Source organism: Cobetia sp. PDI-12MA, assembly GCF_059507695.1.
The window spans coordinates 1,160,818-1,177,577 of record NZ_CM183351.1 but is presented as its reverse complement, the minus strand read 5'-3'; the positions used below and the strand labels follow the sequence as shown (position 1 = coordinate 1,177,577).

Sequence of the window (16,760 nt, the reverse complement as noted above, 5' to 3'; positions counted from 1 at the left end):
GTCCCTGACGCGCCCAGACAAACGGTTGTTTAAATATAGTCAACAGCATGCCAGCCCCGCCCCATGGGCGCTACTCCTCCCTTTGGCCCATGGAGCACCTCACTCCTCCTCCATGGCTGCCGACACCAGCGCACCGACGGTTTCCGTGCTCGGCTCAGCGGCTTCCGCCTCAGGCAGCGCCAAGGCACGACTGACCGCCAGTGCCGCCTGAATCGCGACAGCCGTGAGCTCAATGGGTTCGTCTTGCAACGCCCTCGCGCCCAGTGCCAGCAGATGATCACGCAGCGCGCCATTGACCTGTATCTCGACGGCATTCAAGCGCGCGACCAGTTCAGGTGGCCACCCCTTGCCGGAGAGCGTCAGTCGCGCCCAGGGCTTGCTGCCGGCCGCGATGGCCAGCACCAGCTGGGTGCGATCACTGAGCTGCTCATGCTGACGGTAATAGAGCGAGGGGCGCGACCAGTTGAGGGTCAGCGTCACGGCGGGCTGCCAGCCGTCTGCCTGGGCTGCGCCGCTTTCAGGCGTGGAGGCGCGGGGGCGCAGGTCATTCTGCGTCAGTGGCGACAGCGCAGCGAGAATCTCATGGGCAGCGTCGCTGTCAGGTGCCAGGCCTCGCACCAGCGGCGCTTGCCGTGTTGACGCGCCTCGGACAGAAGACGAAAGCGTAGACGCCGCCAGCGAGATATCCAGGCGACTCAGCGGTTTGTACACCGCGGCGTCACTGCGCAGCTCGGTGACATCCAGCACCTCACTGGGCGCCATGCCGCCGCGCCAATCCGGCAACCCGATATCGCGCGTCAACTCCCAGACCGGCGCGCCATCCGCCCCATTCATGGTGGGGGAGCCTTTGACTTTCGCGTCCGAGGGCGATGGCACCCATCGCACGTAGCGCCCCGCCAACTCAGCACTGCCCGCGCTGTTCACCTGCGTTGCCGCCGCAGGTCTGGCGCCCAGTTGCAGACTCACCTGAGCGCCGTTGCCCTTCACGCTCAGCAGCGGCAACTGCGCGCTGAAGCCCAGCGCTTCAAGTGCCTTGTCCGTGGCCGGCTTGCGCGTGCGCAGTTGTGCTTCGCCCAGCTGACTCACCAGCGCCTCCACCTTGCTCTGGCGGGCAGGCCAGCCAGCCAATGAGGTGATCTGCCAGTCGCCTGCGGGCCCACGCGCCAGGCTCAACCAGTCCTGGCTGGCATCTGTGCCACGCCGAATGCCGATACGCTGCGCCGAGGCGGCCACCTGCGCCAGCAGCGGCAAGGGCTGCAAGACGCCTGACTGGCCCGCGGCGACTGTCGTCAGCGACTCGCTCAGCAGCGCATCACGTTGCCACTGGGCAGGGGCTGCTCCGCCCGTGGCGACGCCTGAGCGCAGCGATTCCAGCAGTGACGGCCCTGCGGTGAGCGCCGTCACCGCGGCCACGGAGACCAACGCCGTCAGTGCCCATCCCGCCCGATTGAAGCGCCCCATCAATCACCTCCCGACTGGGTAGTATCGCTCGGCGTCGCCTTGCCTGAAGCTGCCTTGCCTGAAGCTGCCTTGCCTGCGGCTGACTTGCTAGAGCCTGTCGGCACGTTTGTGACGGCGTCACTCGCAAAGCGGGCGCTGTGCTGTCCATTGCGCTGTGCATTGCGCTGTTCATTTCGTTCTGCGCTGCGCTTCCCGCTGGGTTGCCCGTGGCCCGACAGACGCCCTGTCGACTGATAGCCCGCGCGACGGCTGGCGCGATAGCGGCGCCAGCAGATCAGCTCGCCGAGCAGGCTCAACGCCACCGGCAAGGCCAGCAGCGTCCACAGGCGCAGCTCGCGGCGCAGGGCATCACGCTCGGCATTCGCCTCACGCTGCTGACGTGACAACGCGTCCTCGAAGTCATTCTGCATCGCCGCCAGGGCGTCGCTTTGCTGCGCGGCTTCGGCCTTGCCAGATACCGGCGTCGCGCCGAGCGCACTCAGACGCGTCTGCCAGTCATTGCGCAGCCGGGTCTCCTCGGCGGCCTGACGATCGGCCAGTTGATGCAGGCGCGTCAGCTCGCGCACCTGATGGGCACGCGCACGCAGGGCGACCAGCTCGGGGCTGCCTGCCAGCAGATCCACGGCATTTTCCAGCCAGCGCGCATTGGCATTGAGGGCCTGCTCGCTGCCATCCGCTGCCGTGCGTCGCCACAGACGGTCACTGGCCATATCGACATCGCTGACCACCAGCAACTGGCCACTCTTGGCGCCCGCTGCCGGCCATTGCGCCAGCACGGCCAGCCCACCGGCCGGCGGCGTTTCCCCTGCCAGTCCCGACAGCGGACGCGGGTCCATGCGGCTGGCGTGGACACGTGCCGCCGGAATCAGGCGCGCCTCATCACTGGCACGAATCAGCCACTGCAACGGCGCTTCCTGCGCTCCCGGGCCTTTCGATGATGCGTCTGCTACATCAGACAGCGGCGCCAACCAGCCCGCGCTGGACATCACCAATTGCTCGACATTGAGGTTGAGCGCGGCGTCCGACAGCTGCGCAGCGCTTAACCCGAGCAGTGTCGGGCTCAGCGCACGGGTGCCGTCCAGCAAGCCGATCGGCAAGGCCAGCTGTGCATCCGCCACCACCTCGCCCGCGCGTGATTCAAGCCCGGCGCGCGCCAGCAAGGCCTCGAGCGCCTCGGAAGCCGGCGCCGGCTGGTCGAGCATTTCGGGCAGCGGGTCCACCAGCATCAACACCCGGCCGCCACGCTCGAGATAGGCCGTGATGGCCTCCAGCGTCTTGACCGGCAACAGCCGCGGCGCAATCACCAGCAACGCATCCTGATCGGCGATCGGGCGCGCGGCATCATCACCGGCCGACAGCCAGTCGATGCGCAGGCGTGCATTGAGATGCTCCATCAGGCCCCAGCTGCCCAGCGCTCTGCCCTGCTCCAGACTGGGTTGGCCCATCACCGGCAAACGCGAGACGACACCCAGGCGCGGTGGCTCGGTGCGCGAGACTTCCTGGATCTGGCGTGTCACCTGCGCCTCCAGCCCGCCGATATCCGCCGCCTTGAGCAGCGGGATGGCGCGGCGTTCGGCATAGGGGCCATCCACCACCAGCCCGAACAGCATCTCTTCGCCGCCCGGCAATGACAGTGCGGTCAGGCCCTGCGCTTCGAGATCCGCGAAGTCGGCACTGTCCGGTGCAGGGTCGACACGCTTGAGGCGTATCTGCGGTTCACGCGCGAAGGCGGCCAGACGCGTCTCGATCCGTGTCGCCAGCTCACGCAGCTGCGGCAGATCGGCGGCGAAACGTTCGCTGTAGGCGAAGGTCAGCGTCACCGGTGCCTCGAGGCCACCGAGCACCGCGCGGCTGGCAGGGCTCAGGCTGTGCTGACGCGTGGCGGTCAGATCATGCGCGCGGGTGAGCGGGTTGTGGCCGTCGGCGCTCAGCAATGGCGGCAGGCGCACGCCGGCCAGCAATAGCGCGGTGACCGCAGCCGCCAGTGCCGCCGTGACCAGCCACTGTGGCGCCTGCTTGCGTGCATGGCGTTCCTGACTGAGGCCGCGCGCCTGCAGCACCAGCCCGGCCAGGGTCAGCAGCAGGAAGTAGCTGGCATCGAGCCAGGTCGGCCGGCCTTCACTGAAAGGCGTCAGATGCGCCGGCAAGCTGATCAGATCGAGCAACTGCACCCAGTGCGGTGCCAGATGCTGAGCCAGCTGGCTCGTCACCGCGGGTGTGCCCGGCAGCATCAGCGCCAGGCCCAGCACCAGCGCCCCGAGCCACGCCGACAGCGCAGAAGGCGCGCGCACCGCCAGCGCCTGACCGAGACTGGCCAGCGCCATCACCAGCAGCGCCATGCCCAGATAGCCGCTGAGCATCAGGCCGAGATCCGGCGTGCCGAGCCAATGGACCAACACCACCAGCGGCGCCGTCATCGCAAGCCCCAGCCATCCCAGCACGCTGGCACTGATCAGGCGTGCGCTGGCCAGCCGCCACGACCCCAGCCCGAGGCCGGACAGCCATTCGAGCAGGCCGTTGGCGCGCTCTTCCGGCCAGCCACGCAGGGCCAGCAGTGGCGTCCACAGCACCAGCAGCCAGGGCAACACCTGCCAAAGCGAGCCAAGATCGGCGCGATCACGTGCCAGCAGATCGCCCACCTCGAAGGCCCCCAGCGGCGCCAGCACCGCCATCACCACCAGCAGCGACCAGCTGGCGCCCTGTGTCAGTGCCTGATGCAGGTCACGGCGGACCAGCGCGAGAACGGCCCTCATGACGACACCTCCTGATCTGCGCGCGGTGCCTGCCTGCGCATCGGCAGCGGCGAGGGCTGCTCCGCCATGCGCGTCACCAGCTGGCGGAACGCGACCTCGATATCGCCCCGTTCATGGACACATTCATCGAGGCGGATTTCCATATAGCTGCACCAGCGTGCCAGCGCGGAGCGCGGGTCCTGATGGAGACGCCCGGCCAGGCGCAGCACGGCACCGGTCGAGATCACCAGCGGCGACTTGTCACGCGCCATGGCATCGCCGGGCTTGACGGGCGTGATGGCCGCCACGCCCGGCAGACGCGAGACACTGGCCAGTTCGCGCTCGCTCAAGGCCCGACTCAACGTCACTCGCCATACAGGCAGACTGGAGCTCGCGCCATACCCCGCGCCGTAGCGCGAACGACTGCCCCCCAGGATGCCTTCGCTGACGGAGGTCGCGGCCAGCGCCTCCGGCGTGTCATCGAAGCCCAGCTGACCATTGGCCATGACCAGCACGCGATCACAGATGCGAGGCACTTCCTCCAGCAGGTGGGTGGAGACGATGATCAGACGCTCGCGACCCAGCTCACGAATGAAGGCGCGCACGCTGTCCTTCTGCAGCGGGTCCAGCCCATCGGTGGGCTCATCGAGCAGCAGAATGTCCGGATCATGGGTCAACGCCATCGCCAGCGCCACGCGACGCCGATAGCCTTTGGATAACACGGCGCACAATTGATTGGCGAAAGGCGTGATATCCAGGCGATCCATCAATGCCGAAAGGCGATCATTGCGTACCTTGCGCGACAACCCATGCAGACCCGCCACGCACTCGAGACTCTCGCGCACCGTCAGCTGCGGCCACAGGGGTGCGCCCTCCGGCAGATAGCCGATGCGACGCTTGAGGCGGTTGAGCTGGCGCTGACTGGCGCGACCATCGAAGGATTCGCCTTCCAGCTCCAGCTGGCCCTGGGTGGCGGCGAGCGTGCCCGCCAGCATGCGCAGGCTGGTGGTCTTGCCGGCGCCATTGGGCCCCAGCAGACCGATGACCTCACCACGCGAGGCCGTGAAGGTCAGCCCGGTGACGGCCTGTTGCTGACCGAATTGACGCCCGAGCCCGCGACTGACCAACAACGCCGGGGAAGCGGACGGATCGTCAGACGCGCGCTCGGGGGTTGCCGCAGATCGAGCTGCCGCAGAGCGAGTCGCGGCAGAGGATGACGCAGAGGTCGTGTATGGGTCCTGCAAGATACCCGCTCCTTGTACTTTTCTTGATAGGGGCAATGCGTAGCCGGGACTGATGGTTCCGGCAGGTGATCATGAGGCCGGAAGATGACCGTGGCACCGGCAGATAACCGTGACAGATGACAATGCAGCGCACAGGGTAAGCGGACAGCCAGCGCTCGCCAAGCAGGAGGACACGCACAGTCGCCACTCGCGCGGTTATGGCGGCTATTCCACCCTTTGCCGGCCCTCAAGGCCTATCGCGGCGCCGGTCTTCTCGACCACCATCCCCCCCCTGGTTGGCGGCATGCGGTCAACAGAACCTGACATTGGTGCTGTCACCAGAGCTGCACGACTATCCCTAAGTCTAAGGAAAGCCTGATATGCTGGACGGATGACAGTCACGCGCTGTTGGCAGAAGGTCTTGCTGGCCGGCCGTGTGGCTGCCAGAGCCTTCACTCGCTGAGCCAACATTTCACCTTGCTGGACAGGACCCCTCGATGCCCAAGCATGACAAGCAGTCCGCTACTTCCTCGCCGTCTTCCAGGCCGCGCCGCGATACCCGCCTGCGCAACGGGCTGTTCTGGGCCTTGCTGGCAGCGGCCTTGATCACGGGCTTCTGGCTAGCCTGAGCCAGGCCGCCGCGGCAGTTCACGACGGGGCTGATACGACAGCTCGCAACGGGCTGACACGACAGTTCACGATGGGCGATCGCGCGACGCTCGCCAGGCGCTGACCAAAAGCCTCACCAGACAGACCGCAACACTCACAGGACAAGGGCTGAAATGAGCGAGACTACTTCATGAACGACATGCTGGCGCTGTTCGTCGCGACCCTGAACGTCACCGTTCCGGTCTTCGCGATGGTATTTCTGGGCCTGGGCCTCAAACGCCTCGGCTGGATCGATGACACCTTCATCGGCACCGCCTCATCGCTGGTATTCAAGGGCACCATGCCGGCGCTGGTCTTCCTCTCCATCGTGCGCGCGGACCTGGATCACGCCCTGCGCCCGGGCATGCTGACCTACTTCGCGCTGGCGACACTGGGCACCTTCCTGCTGCTGTGGGGCTGGGCGATCCTGCGCGTACCGAGAAAGGAACGCGGCGAGGTGGTACAGGGCTCGTTTCGCGGCAACTGCGCCATCGTCGGGCTGGCACTGGCCGCCAATCTCTATGGCGATCTCGGCCTCTCGATGGGCGGCATCCTGATGGGCGTCGTCATCCTGTCCTACAACATGCTGTCGGTGGTGGTGCTGTCGAGCTATCTCGGCGATGGCCGCACCAGCTGGAGCGGCATCGCGCGTGGCATCATCACCAACCCGTTGATTCTCGGCGTGCTGGCCGCCCTGCCCTTCGCGGCATTCAGCTGGCAGCTGCCCGAGTGGCTGGAGACCTCCGGCGACTACTTCGCGCGCATGACGCTGCCGCTGGCATTGATCTGCATCGGCGGCACCCTGTCGATGCGCTCGCTGCGTGAAGGCCGCAAGCTGGCGCTGAGTGCCAGCCTGATGAAGATGATCAGCGTGCCGCTGCTGGCGATCACCGTCGCGGTGCTGCTGGGCTTCCGCGGTACCGAACTCGGGGTGCTGTTCCTGTTCTTCGCCTCACCGACGGCGGCGGCAAGCTTCGTGATGGTGCGGGCGATGGGCGGCAATGACCGCCTGGCCGCCAACATCATTGCCATCAGCACCCTGATGGCGGGCATCACCATCACGGCAGGCATCTTCGTGCTCAAGCTGAGCGGTCTGGTCTAGCAGCAGCACTCTGATCAGGCAGCAGTCTGGTTGCATGCCAAAGCGAAACGCCCCCGCCAGTGCAGACTGGCGGGGGCGTTTCGCTTTGGCTCAATGGTTGCGGCTCAATGGTTTTGGTTCATGACAGCCGCGCGTGACTTACGCCAGTTCCGCCGGGCTCACGAACTGGTGCAGATCCGCCAGACCGGCGGCCCAGACATCGGCGTCCAGCCAGGCGAGGCTTGCGGTGGCAAAGGCCAGCTGGGTGCTGCCGGGGCCATCGACCAGGGCGCTGGCCAGATTCGAGACCAGCGGATTGTGGCTGATGATCAGCCAGTCGCGCGGCTCGCGCCCTTCAGAAGTGGGCGGCACATGGGTCTGAAGCCAGTCGAGCACCGGCGTCAGCGGGTCGTCCGGGGTGATGATCTCGAGCGTGGTCTGCTGCTCTCCACTCAGCTCCAGCGCCGAGGAGATCTCCTGAGCGGTCTGCTGGGCGCGGGTGAACGGACTGACGACCAGCGTCAGGCGCGCACGACGCTCGGCAGGCAGTTGATGGGCCAACCAGCACCCGATGCGGCGCGCCTCTTCGCGACCATATTCGCTCAATTCGCGGCTGGGGTCCGGCGTGCCGGCCTGGGCCTCACCGTGACGCATGATCAGTACACTCATGACATTCTCCTGAAAAGATGACTGCCGCAGCGCAAGCGCCAAATCACTCGCTCTGTCGCTGCGGCCGATGACCAGGGACTCGCCAACCGGAGCGTTGCACGAGTCAGACAAGGGGATGGCGAAACACACTCCATCACCGCTACCTGCTATGAGTCCTCAGGAGCCGTCGGGTTCCAACTGCCGCGCCTGCTGCACCGACTCACGCGACAGCACGAATTCCACATCGCTGGATTGCTCACCGCCCATCAGCGCGCGGGCCATGTGATGCGGGTCGACATTCTCGAACAGCACCTTGGCCATGCCACTGACCAGCGGCATGTAGATGCCCAGTCGCTCGGATTCATCCTGTACCAATCGCACGGTGTTGACACCCTCGGCGACCTGGCCCAACACCTCGACCGCCTGGTCGAGGGTTCGCCCTTCCCCCAGTGCGTAGCCGACCCGATAGTTGCGCGACAACGGCGAGGAGCAGGTCACGATCAGATCACCTACGCCGGCAAGGCCTAGGAAGGTCATCGGATTGGCGCCCTTGGCCACGGCGAAGCGGCTCATCTCGGCCAGCGCGCGGGTCATCAGCATGGCACGGGTGTTCTCGCCCATGCCAAGGGCCGCGGCCATGCCGGCCGCGATGGCGTAGATGTTCTTCAGCGCCCCGCCCAGCTCGACGCCGTAGCGGTCATTGCTGGCGTAGACACGGAAATAGTCGCAGCCGAAGGCCGTCTGCACGCGAGCGCGGGTGTAGGCGTCGTCGGAGGCGATCACCGTGGCTGTCAGCTGCCGCTGGGCGATCTCGGCCGCCAGATTGGGGCCAGACAGCACGCCGATGTGCGTGAAGCCGGTTTCCTGCTCCAGCACCTCACTCATCAGGGTGAAGCCTTCGCTCTCGATGCCCTTGGTGGTGGCCACCAGTATCTGCCCTTCACGCAGGTGGGCGCGCGCCTGGCGGACCACCGTGCGGAAGGCCTTGGAAGGAATCGCCACGCACACCAGTTCGGCCTCAGCCAGCGCATCGGCCATGTCGGTGGTGGCACGCACCGAGGCATTGATCTCGAAGCCCGGCAGATAGCCAGAGTTGCGGTGCCGGGTGTTGACTTCCTCGGCCTGGCTGGCATCACGCATCCACTGGGTGACGCTGGCACCATTGTCGGCGGCAATCGAGGCGATCGCGGTCCCGAAGCTGCCGCCACCCAGCACGCAGACATTGAGTCCCACCGCCTGAGGGGTCGTTTCGCTTACCTCGCGATCACGAATGGCCCGACGAGGTGAAGGGGTAGTGGCAGACATGCAGACTCCTTGGATGACGATGTGCTCAGTGAATGGCAGGCATTGTACTCATAGTTTGTCAGAGAATACTGAACAAGAGATGTCTGCGCAGGCTTCGTGGCCAACGTAGGGGGCTGCGCCTGGGTGACACACCTGAGTGGCGTACCTGCCAAGCGCGCCTCGCAAGCAATCGACTGGCATGCACCATCGACTTGCATGAACGATCGTTATGCATGAACTCTCGATACATACAAAAAACCGACAATCCCTGCCCCCTGAGGCGCAGAAATTGCCGGTCTGTTCAGCGCTGGCGGGATGGCGGCAGACTTGCCCCATCACGCCGAGGCATCAGATCACAGCGTCTTGAGGGCCGTGATCATGTCGCCGACCACCTTCTGACCATCGCCATACACCATGCGCGTGTGGTCAAGATAGAAGAGGTGATTCTCGACACCGGAGAAGCCGGAACCCTGACCGCGCTTGATCACCAGCACGTTGCGTGACTGATCGGCGTTGAGGATCGGCATGCCGTACAGCGGGCTTGAGGCGTCGTTCTTGGCGACCGGATTGACCACGTCATTGGCGCCGATGACCAGCGTGACGTCGGTGGTCTCGAAGTCGTTGTTGATCTCGTCCAGGTCCGCAATCATGTCGTAGGGCACGCCGGCTTCCGCCAGCAGCACATTCATGTGGCCCGGCATGCGACCGGCGACCGGGTGGATCGCGAAGCGCACTTCGACGCCACGCTCACCCAGCAGCTCGACCATCTCCCAGACCTTGTGCTGCGCCTGTGCCACCGCCATGCCGTAGCCCGGCACGATGATGACGCGCTCGGCGAAGGCCAGCTGCACGGCGGCGTCCATCGGATCGGAGGCCTTCATGCTGCCCTCGATCTCGCCCTGCTCGACACCGGAGGCGCCGCCGAACTGCTTGAACAGCACGTTGCGGAGCGGACGATTCATGGCCTTGGCCATCAGCTGGGTCAGCAGCGTACCGGCCGCCCCGACGACAGTACCGGCGATGATCATCGCGGCATTGCCGAGCACGAAGCCTTCCATTGCCACCGCAAGGCCGGTCAGCGCATTGAACAGCGAGATGATCACCGGCATGTCGGCGCCACCGATGGGCAGTGCCAGCATCGCGCCGAACAGCAACGCAAGCACGAAGAACACAAGCACCAGCGAGCCGGACGGTTCCACCGCCGCGATCACGACGCCCAGATAGACCGTCAGACCCAGCACGATCATGTTGATCAGCTGCTGACTCGGGAAGTTGAACGCCTTCTTGAGGCGCCCATCCAGCTTGGCCCAGGCCACGATGGAACCGGAGAAGGCCACCGCACCGATCATCGCCCCGAGCACGCCCAGCCACAGCGCCAGCGAGCCGTGCTGCTCGATCAATGCCGGGTTGTCGCTCATGCGCATCAGCTCGACCGCAGCGATCGCCGCTGCCGCACCGCCACCCATGCCGTTGTAGATGGCGATCATCTGCGGCATGTCGGTCATCTCGACCTTGTTGCCGGAGTACCAGGCGATACCGCCACCGATGACGATGGCCAGCAGCATCAGACCATAACGACCATCAATCTGCGGATGCAGGAAGGTGAGCAACGTTGCCACGACCATCGCGATACCGGCCCAATGGATGCCGCTGCGTGCCGTGGAAGGATGTGACATGCGCTTGAGACCGAGGATGAAGACCACCGCCGCCGCGAAATACCCTGTTTCGACCAGCCAGTTCATCAGCGAGCCTCCTTGTCGTTGATGCCATTGGCAGCGTCTGTGCCCTTGCTGCGATCACTGGTCTTGAACATTTCCAGCATGCGCTCGGTGACCACATAACCGCCGACCGCGTTGCCGGCGCCCAGCAGCACGGCGATGAAGCCGATGAACTGCTGCATGCCGGTCTCGGCCTGACCGAGGGCGATCATCGCCCCGACCAGCACGATGCCGTGGATGAAGTTGGAACCGGACATCAGGGGCGTGTGCAGAATCACCGGCACACGCGAGATGACCTCGTAGCCGACGAAGGCCGCCAGCATCAGGATGTATACGGCAGAAAGTCCTTCGATCATGCGGCGTCCTCCGCGCGAGCGCGTACGTCATCGTGGGTGATGCGGCCGCCATCGGTCAGACGCATCGGGCCGAGCACCGCATCTTCGAAGTCCAGCGTCAGTTCGCCGTCCTTCATGAAGGGGGTCAGCAGGTTGAAGAGGTTCTTGGCGTACATCTCGCTGGCATTGACCGCCAGGCTCGAGGCCATGTCCAGCGGGCCGAGTATCGTGACGCCGGCGTGCTCGACACGCTTGCCTGGCTCGGTCAGTTCACAGTTGCCACCGCCTTCGGCGGCGAGATCGACCAGCACGGCGCCGGGCTTCATGCCCTCGACCATCTCGCGGCTGATGATGCGCGGCGACGGACGCCCAGGAATCGCGGCGGTGGAGATCACCACATGCGCATCGCCCATGTGACGTGCCAGCGCATCGGCCTGCTGGGCGCGCTCGTCATCGGTCAGCTCGCGGGCGTAGCCGCCCTCGCCGGAGGCATCGACGCCGGTATCGATCATCTTGGCGCCCAGCGATTCGACCTGCTCACGCGCGGCAGCGCGAATGTCATAGGCCCACACCTGGGCGCCGAGACGCTTGGCAGTCGCGATGGCCTGCAGACCCGCGACGCCGGCACCGACCACCACGACACGCGCCGGACGCACGGTACCGGCAGCAGTCGTGAGCATCGGGAAGAACACCGAGGACTCGTTGGCCGCCAGCAGCGCGGCGTGATAGCCCGCGACACCCGCCTGCGAGGACAGGGCGTCCATGCTCTGGGCCCGCGAGATACGCGGCACGAATTCCATGCACAGGCTGGTCAGTCCCTGACTGGCAAGCTTGCTGATCAGCTGCGGATTCTGGTACGGCGTCATCAATGCCACCACCACCGCACCCTCACGGAACTCGCTGATCTGTGACTCGCTGGGCGTGCGCACGCACAGCACGAGATCCGCCGCGGCACGCGCCGCCGCGATATCGGCCTCGGCAACGACCGCCACCCCGGCCTGGGCGGTGTAGGCCGCATCGTCGAAGTGTGCATGACGTCCGGCACCGCTCTCCACGTGCACGATGGCGTCACTGGTGTCACTGACGCTGCTGTCCAGGTGACGCGCGAGCTTGCCGGCCGTCACCGGGTCCAGCGCGACGCGGCACTCCCCGCGCGCCAGTGTGCTGCTCACGCCCTCGTCGGGTGTCACCAGGTCCGGTGCACGCATCTCGCGCACGACTAGAATATTCAGCATCGCGCACCTCGTTTCACGTCCGTGTTCATGCCTGAGGCTGCCAGCCTTGAAAGGTTCATGGCGTCGTTCCTGTTGAGCGCTGATTCGCGCCATCCTGCCTGCCGGAGGCGCTTTCAGCGACGTTATTGCCTGTCACAGGTGAGACTTGCCTGAACCGCAAGCCGTGACTCACGCATGGCCAGAAGGCCTGACATCACCCGCGACACGATGAGTGTCCAGCATCAGTCTTTTCTTGTCGGTGCATCAGGGTCAAGCGCTGCAGTGCAAAAAAAGCAATAAAATCAAGCATAAAGCTATCGTTATGACAGCCATAACAGCCACCTTATGCTGACAGGCGCCTTGCGGCACTACCAAGTGACTGATTTGCAATGAGTTTACAAAAGGCACCTCACCAAGAATAGCTCAGCTTTGTGTTATGCATCGCATAATCTCGAGCTTATGGCTGCGACAGCGGCTGCCATGAAAAATGGGATACCGCCGCAGCAGCATCCCATTTTCGTGACGATGACTTGAGTGTCAGCGCGTGTTTCCTGCATTGCACCAAGCGGATGCTCGGCCGCGGCTTGCGCTGTCAGCGATGCAGTTCAGGCCCCCTTCAGGAGATCCGCTCAGGAAGAGCAACTCATGCAGATCGGCGCTGCATTTGCCGCCGGTGGCCGTGTCCAGTCATCGACGAGTTCGGCATCGACGCCCTGCGCCTGCCCCAGCTCCTGCGCCGCCTCCAGACTACCCTCCTCGGGGCGGAAGAAGGGTGCCGTCAGACGCTGACGCAAGGCCTTTAGCGTAGCGTCATCACCCTGCTCGACCCGTGCGATCACCTCCAGCAGCAGATGCGTGCGCGGCACATAGAGCGGATTGCAGCCGAGCATGGCCAGACGACGCTGGCGCTCATTCTCGGCAGAGAGCCCAATGACCATGACGCGCGCCTGATAGCGTTCGAGCCACGCCGAGGCTTCATCGCGCGCCTGGGCCGAATTGCCATGCGGCCCACGCTCGCCGGCCAGGCGCACGACCAGCGTTTCCGGCACGGGCTGCGTGACATCCCAATGACTGAGCAGACGGTAGGCATGGGTGTGGTCGACCTTACCGGCCGCCAGCAGCTCTCGCCACTGCTGCACCAGCGTCATGTCCTCATCGCGAGCATCCGGCAACCCGAGACGCGCGCGCATCAGGCGGGCATATTCACGCTGCAACTCGCCCTCATAGGCGCCCAGCGCAGCGGAGAGCGCTTCGACATCGATCAGCGGCGACAGCGCGATCCCCAGACGCTCCAGATTCCATAGCCCGATGCCCGGCTGCTGGGCGAAACCATAGCGCCCGGCCTGATCGGTATGATTCGGCACCAGATTCTCTTCATAGCCATCGAGGAAGGCGTAGGGCCCGTAATCGAAGGTCAGCCCCAGCAGCGACATGTTGTCGGTGTTCATTACCGCATGCACGAAGCCGTAGGCCTGCCAGGCCGCGATCAGTTTTGCGGTGCGAGTGATCACTATCTCGAACATGGCCAGCGCGGCGGCGATACGTGTCGCTTCATCCAGCGGCTCGCGCCCGATCTCGCCCATGTCGGAAGCCTCATCCGGCATCTCGGGCAGGCTCTCGGGGAAGTGCTCCCGCAGGGCGTGATCGATCAGCGTCTTGAGGTCTTCATGCCGGCCGGAGTGGGCCAGCCACTCGAAATGCCCGAAGCGCAGGTGGCTCTCGCAGACGCGCAACACGGTAGCGCCGGGCTCGACGGTCTCGCGCTGGACCCGCTCGCCATTCACCGCCAGCGCCAGCGCGCGGCTGGTAGGAATGCCCAGCGCCGCCATGTACTCGCTGGCCAGGTACTCGCGCACGCTGGAGCGCACCACCGCCTGACCATCACCGAAGCGCGAGTAAGGCGTACGACCGGCGCCCTTGAGATGCAGATCGAAGGTCTTGCCGTAATCAGCCTCAAGTTCGCCGAGCAGAATGCCTCGCCCGTCGCCGAGCTGCGGATTGTAGTGACCGAACTGATGGCCAGTGTATTTCTGGGCCAATGCGTCCATGCCCGGCAACAACTGCTCACCGGCCATCAAGAGTCGCAGCTGCTCGAGCGCCTCCTCGTTGGAGGCGTCGGAGGTCAAGGGCGCCTCCAGCCCCAGCAGACGGGCGCAGTCAGGACTCACATCGGCAAGGCGCGTGCCTTGTCGCGGCTCTGGCGTGACACGCGTGAAGAAGTGCTCAGGCAGGCGGGCATAACGGTTGTTGAAGCGCAGCGCCGCCAGGTCGTGCATGTGCGCGGCGGACGTAGGGGCAAACTCACTCATCAAGAGGCTCCGTCGGGCCGCCGGGGGTCGGCGACTCGCTGGGGGAAGAAGTGGACGCGGCGGCATCACTCGGGGTCAACAGGCTGCGCAGACCGCCGGAGGGTCGCCCGGGCGGCAGCTTGCTGGCCATTTCATACAGCTTGCGCGCCGTCGTATCGGTGCGTGCCTGACGCTTGAGCGCCTGCAGGGCATCGTCGGAGCCCCGGGCATGGCCCAGGTGCTGATCATGGCCCAGGTGCTGATCATGGCTGGCAGAGTCGACCGAGGCTTGCGCCTGATCGCGCGTGCCAGCCGAGGGCGACACTGCGGCAGACGTGCTCTCAAGCGATGTCTCATGGCGGCGCAGCAGCAGTCGCTTGCGCGGTGTCAGCGCCAACTCCGACAGACGTGCCTTGCCCCACCACGGGTGGGGTGCATGCACGCCATGCGTGGACTCGCTCAGCCAGGCCTGTGGCAGTGCCTCGAGCAGAGGGAAGCGCTCACTCTCATCCTGAGCCTGCCACCAGTGGCTCAGGCGCTCATTGAGTACCAGCAGCTGGCGTGCCCGCGTGGCGGCGGTGTAGCTGAGATTGGTGACCAGCACCTGATTGGGCAATTGCTGGCGCTCGCTTGGCAATGCCAGATCATCGGCCAGCACCACGCAATCAAATTCGAGACCCTTGGCGCGGAACACCGTCCCCAGCATGACCGTGGGCAGCTCGACCGACTGTCCCCGCGCGTGAGCACTGACGATGGCGGCCTGCAGGTCGCCATCGTGCTTGCGCAACTCCCCGATCCATTGGTCGAGTGGCGCCTGGGCATACCAGGAGGCCAACTCATGCAGACTGCGCGCCTGATGATCATCGAGACGCGCCAGAGCCCCCAGTACCTGCGCCGGAGTCTGACCGAGCCGCGTCAGGGAGGGGGGCAGCAGTCGCCAGCACTCACGCTGACTGGCCCTGTCGCCCTGCTCGGCCAGCTGATGTGCGCGCCAGAGTCGCCAGTGATCCAGCAGCCCCGCCAGAGGATAGCCTTCGATGCCATCCAGCCAGGCCACCGCGATGCCGCGCTGGTGCAGTGCCAGCGCCTCCCCCAACGCCGCCACCGGGCCGGCACTGATCACCGCGTGGCGCTTGCCGGAGTGCAGCAATGCCTCACGCACTGCGGGCAGCGCCAGACGGGTCGCCGGACCGAGGCCGCTCATGGCCTGTTCACGCGCGGTGGGTGAACAGGCCGCCAACCGCGTGCCCAGCGCCGCCAATGCCGGCCCGAAGCGCCAGGCGCCGGGTAGCGAGTAGACGGTGGCATCGGCCAGCAGCGGCGAATCCAGCGAACTCATGCCTTCCACCTGGCGCGACAGGCTCTGATGCGGGTCGCCGATCAGCAGCAGGTCACAGCGCTGGCGACGCAGCATGGCCAACAGCGCTGGCGTGGCGTCCTGCGCCTCATCCAGCATCACCAGGTCGGCCTCCAGCGACTGGCCATGCTGTGACCACAGCTTGAGCAAGGCATTGAACGACAGGCTCTGCTGATGATCGGCGGGGTCCAGCAGGCACTCCCATACCAGCCGCATGCTCTCGACCAGCTGGCGCAGTTCATTGGCGCTCAACCGTTGTGCCACGCCTTCGGGCAGGTGCTCAGGCATCGGCACCGCATCGCTTTCGGCAAAGAAGGTGTTGAGGCCCTGGGCGATCAGGCTGCGCGACTGGCTGGAAAGACTGCCCAGCCAGCTGAGACTCTGCGGCGCCAGACGACGTGTGATGTCGGGCTGCCGCTTGAGCTTGTCGCCGTACTCCTCCATCAAGGCCTGGCGCGCCAGCTGATGCAGCGACAGCGACTGGACATTGGCAGGCAGCTGACTGGCAGTCCGCCCCGCCACCGCCGGGTTGAGCGAGGTATAGATGAGGGTCTCGTCGGCGTAGGTACGCGCCAGCTCGACCATCAGTACGGTCTTGCCGCTGCCGGCGCAGGCACGCACCACCACGCAATCGCTGTGCTCGGCGCTGTTGGCCGGTGTGCGATCGCGCAGGCGCGAGGGAAAGGGATGGGCGAGAATTCGCCGTTGATCATTGCTCAGATGCATGGCGGCATGATCCCCTGTGGCAGCGCGGGGGGCAAGACCTTCGCT

At 65.4% G+C, this 16,760-nt stretch carries 12 protein-coding genes; 2 read left to right on the top strand and 10 right to left on the bottom strand.

The features are described 5' to 3' along the window. Window positions 1-99: 99 nt before the first annotated feature. From AC5WNI_RS05055 to AC5WNI_RS05045, 3 genes are read right to left on the bottom strand one after another with little or no spacing between them, the layout of a single operon-like run. Entirely contained in the window at window positions 100-1,461 is a 1,362-nt protein-coding gene (locus AC5WNI_RS05055; RefSeq protein ID WP_368448498.1) for a DUF4340 domain-containing protein, read from the bottom strand. After that, complete coding sequence (locus AC5WNI_RS05050) at window positions 1,461-4,214, bottom strand: GldG family protein (protein WP_175088119.1); 2,754 nt, start codon at window positions 4,212-4,214, stop codon at window positions 1,461-1,463. Before AC5WNI_RS05050 ends, AC5WNI_RS05055 begins: the two co-directional genes overlap by 1 nt. Continuing rightward, on the bottom strand, window positions 4,211-5,437 hold the full coding sequence (locus tag AC5WNI_RS05045) for an ABC transporter ATP-binding protein (RefSeq protein ID WP_368448495.1): 1,227 nt from the start codon (window positions 5,435-5,437) through the stop codon (window positions 4,211-4,213). The genes AC5WNI_RS05050 and AC5WNI_RS05045 overlap by 4 nt, the downstream gene beginning before the upstream one ends. Window positions 5,438-5,913: 476 nt before the next feature. On the opposite strand from AC5WNI_RS05045, the gene AC5WNI_RS05040 reads away from it, so the two are divergent. Together AC5WNI_RS05040 and AC5WNI_RS05035 are read left to right on the top strand one after the other, a co-directional pair. Further along, complete coding sequence (locus AC5WNI_RS05040; protein ID WP_263643036.1) at window positions 5,914-6,045, top strand: hypothetical protein; 132 nt, start codon at window positions 5,914-5,916, stop codon at window positions 6,043-6,045. Window positions 6,046-6,215: 170 nt separating this feature from the next. After that, window positions 6,216-7,166, top strand: a complete 951-nt coding sequence (locus AC5WNI_RS05035; RefSeq protein ID WP_175088121.1) for an AEC family transporter — start codon at window positions 6,216-6,218, stop codon at window positions 7,164-7,166. A 138-nt stretch (window positions 7,167-7,304) separates the two neighbouring features. Here the strand turns inward: AC5WNI_RS05035 and sixA are convergent, their stop codons facing one another. From sixA to AC5WNI_RS05000, 7 genes are all read right to left on the bottom strand, one after another. Then, window positions 7,305-7,814, bottom strand: coding sequence for a phosphohistidine phosphatase SixA (gene sixA / locus AC5WNI_RS05030; RefSeq protein WP_175088122.1), 510 nt, complete (start codon window positions 7,812-7,814; stop codon window positions 7,305-7,307). 156 nt (window positions 7,815-7,970) lie between these two features. Next, entirely contained in the window at window positions 7,971-9,098 is a 1,128-nt protein-coding gene (locus AC5WNI_RS05025; RefSeq protein WP_084589572.1) for an NAD(P)H-dependent glycerol-3-phosphate dehydrogenase, read from the bottom strand. Between the two features lie 332 nt (window positions 9,099-9,430). Further along, a complete protein-coding gene (locus AC5WNI_RS05020; RefSeq protein WP_175088123.1) occupies window positions 9,431-10,819 on the bottom strand; it encodes an NAD(P)(+) transhydrogenase (Re/Si-specific) subunit beta in 1,389 nt (462 codons plus the stop codon). Continuing rightward, a complete protein-coding gene (locus tag AC5WNI_RS05015) occupies window positions 10,819-11,151 on the bottom strand; it encodes an NAD(P) transhydrogenase subunit alpha part 2 (protein WP_043335532.1) in 333 nt (110 codons plus the stop codon). Before AC5WNI_RS05015 ends, AC5WNI_RS05020 begins: the two co-directional genes overlap by 1 nt. After that, window positions 11,148-12,365, bottom strand: a complete 1,218-nt coding sequence (locus AC5WNI_RS05010) for an NAD(P) transhydrogenase subunit alpha (RefSeq protein ID WP_217485766.1) — start codon at window positions 12,363-12,365, stop codon at window positions 11,148-11,150. Before AC5WNI_RS05010 ends, AC5WNI_RS05015 begins: the two co-directional genes overlap by 4 nt. Before the next feature lie 608 nt (window positions 12,366-12,973). Next, window positions 12,974-14,620, bottom strand: coding sequence for a protein adenylyltransferase SelO (locus AC5WNI_RS05005; protein ID WP_495928861.1), 1,647 nt, complete (start codon window positions 14,618-14,620; stop codon window positions 12,974-12,976). Between the two features lie 25 nt (window positions 14,621-14,645). Further along, window positions 14,646-16,715 (bottom strand): ATP-dependent helicase, encoded by a 2,070-nt coding sequence (locus AC5WNI_RS05000; protein ID WP_175088125.1) that lies wholly within the window; start codon window positions 16,713-16,715, stop codon window positions 14,646-14,648. Between the last annotated feature and the right edge of the window lie 45 nt (window positions 16,716-16,760).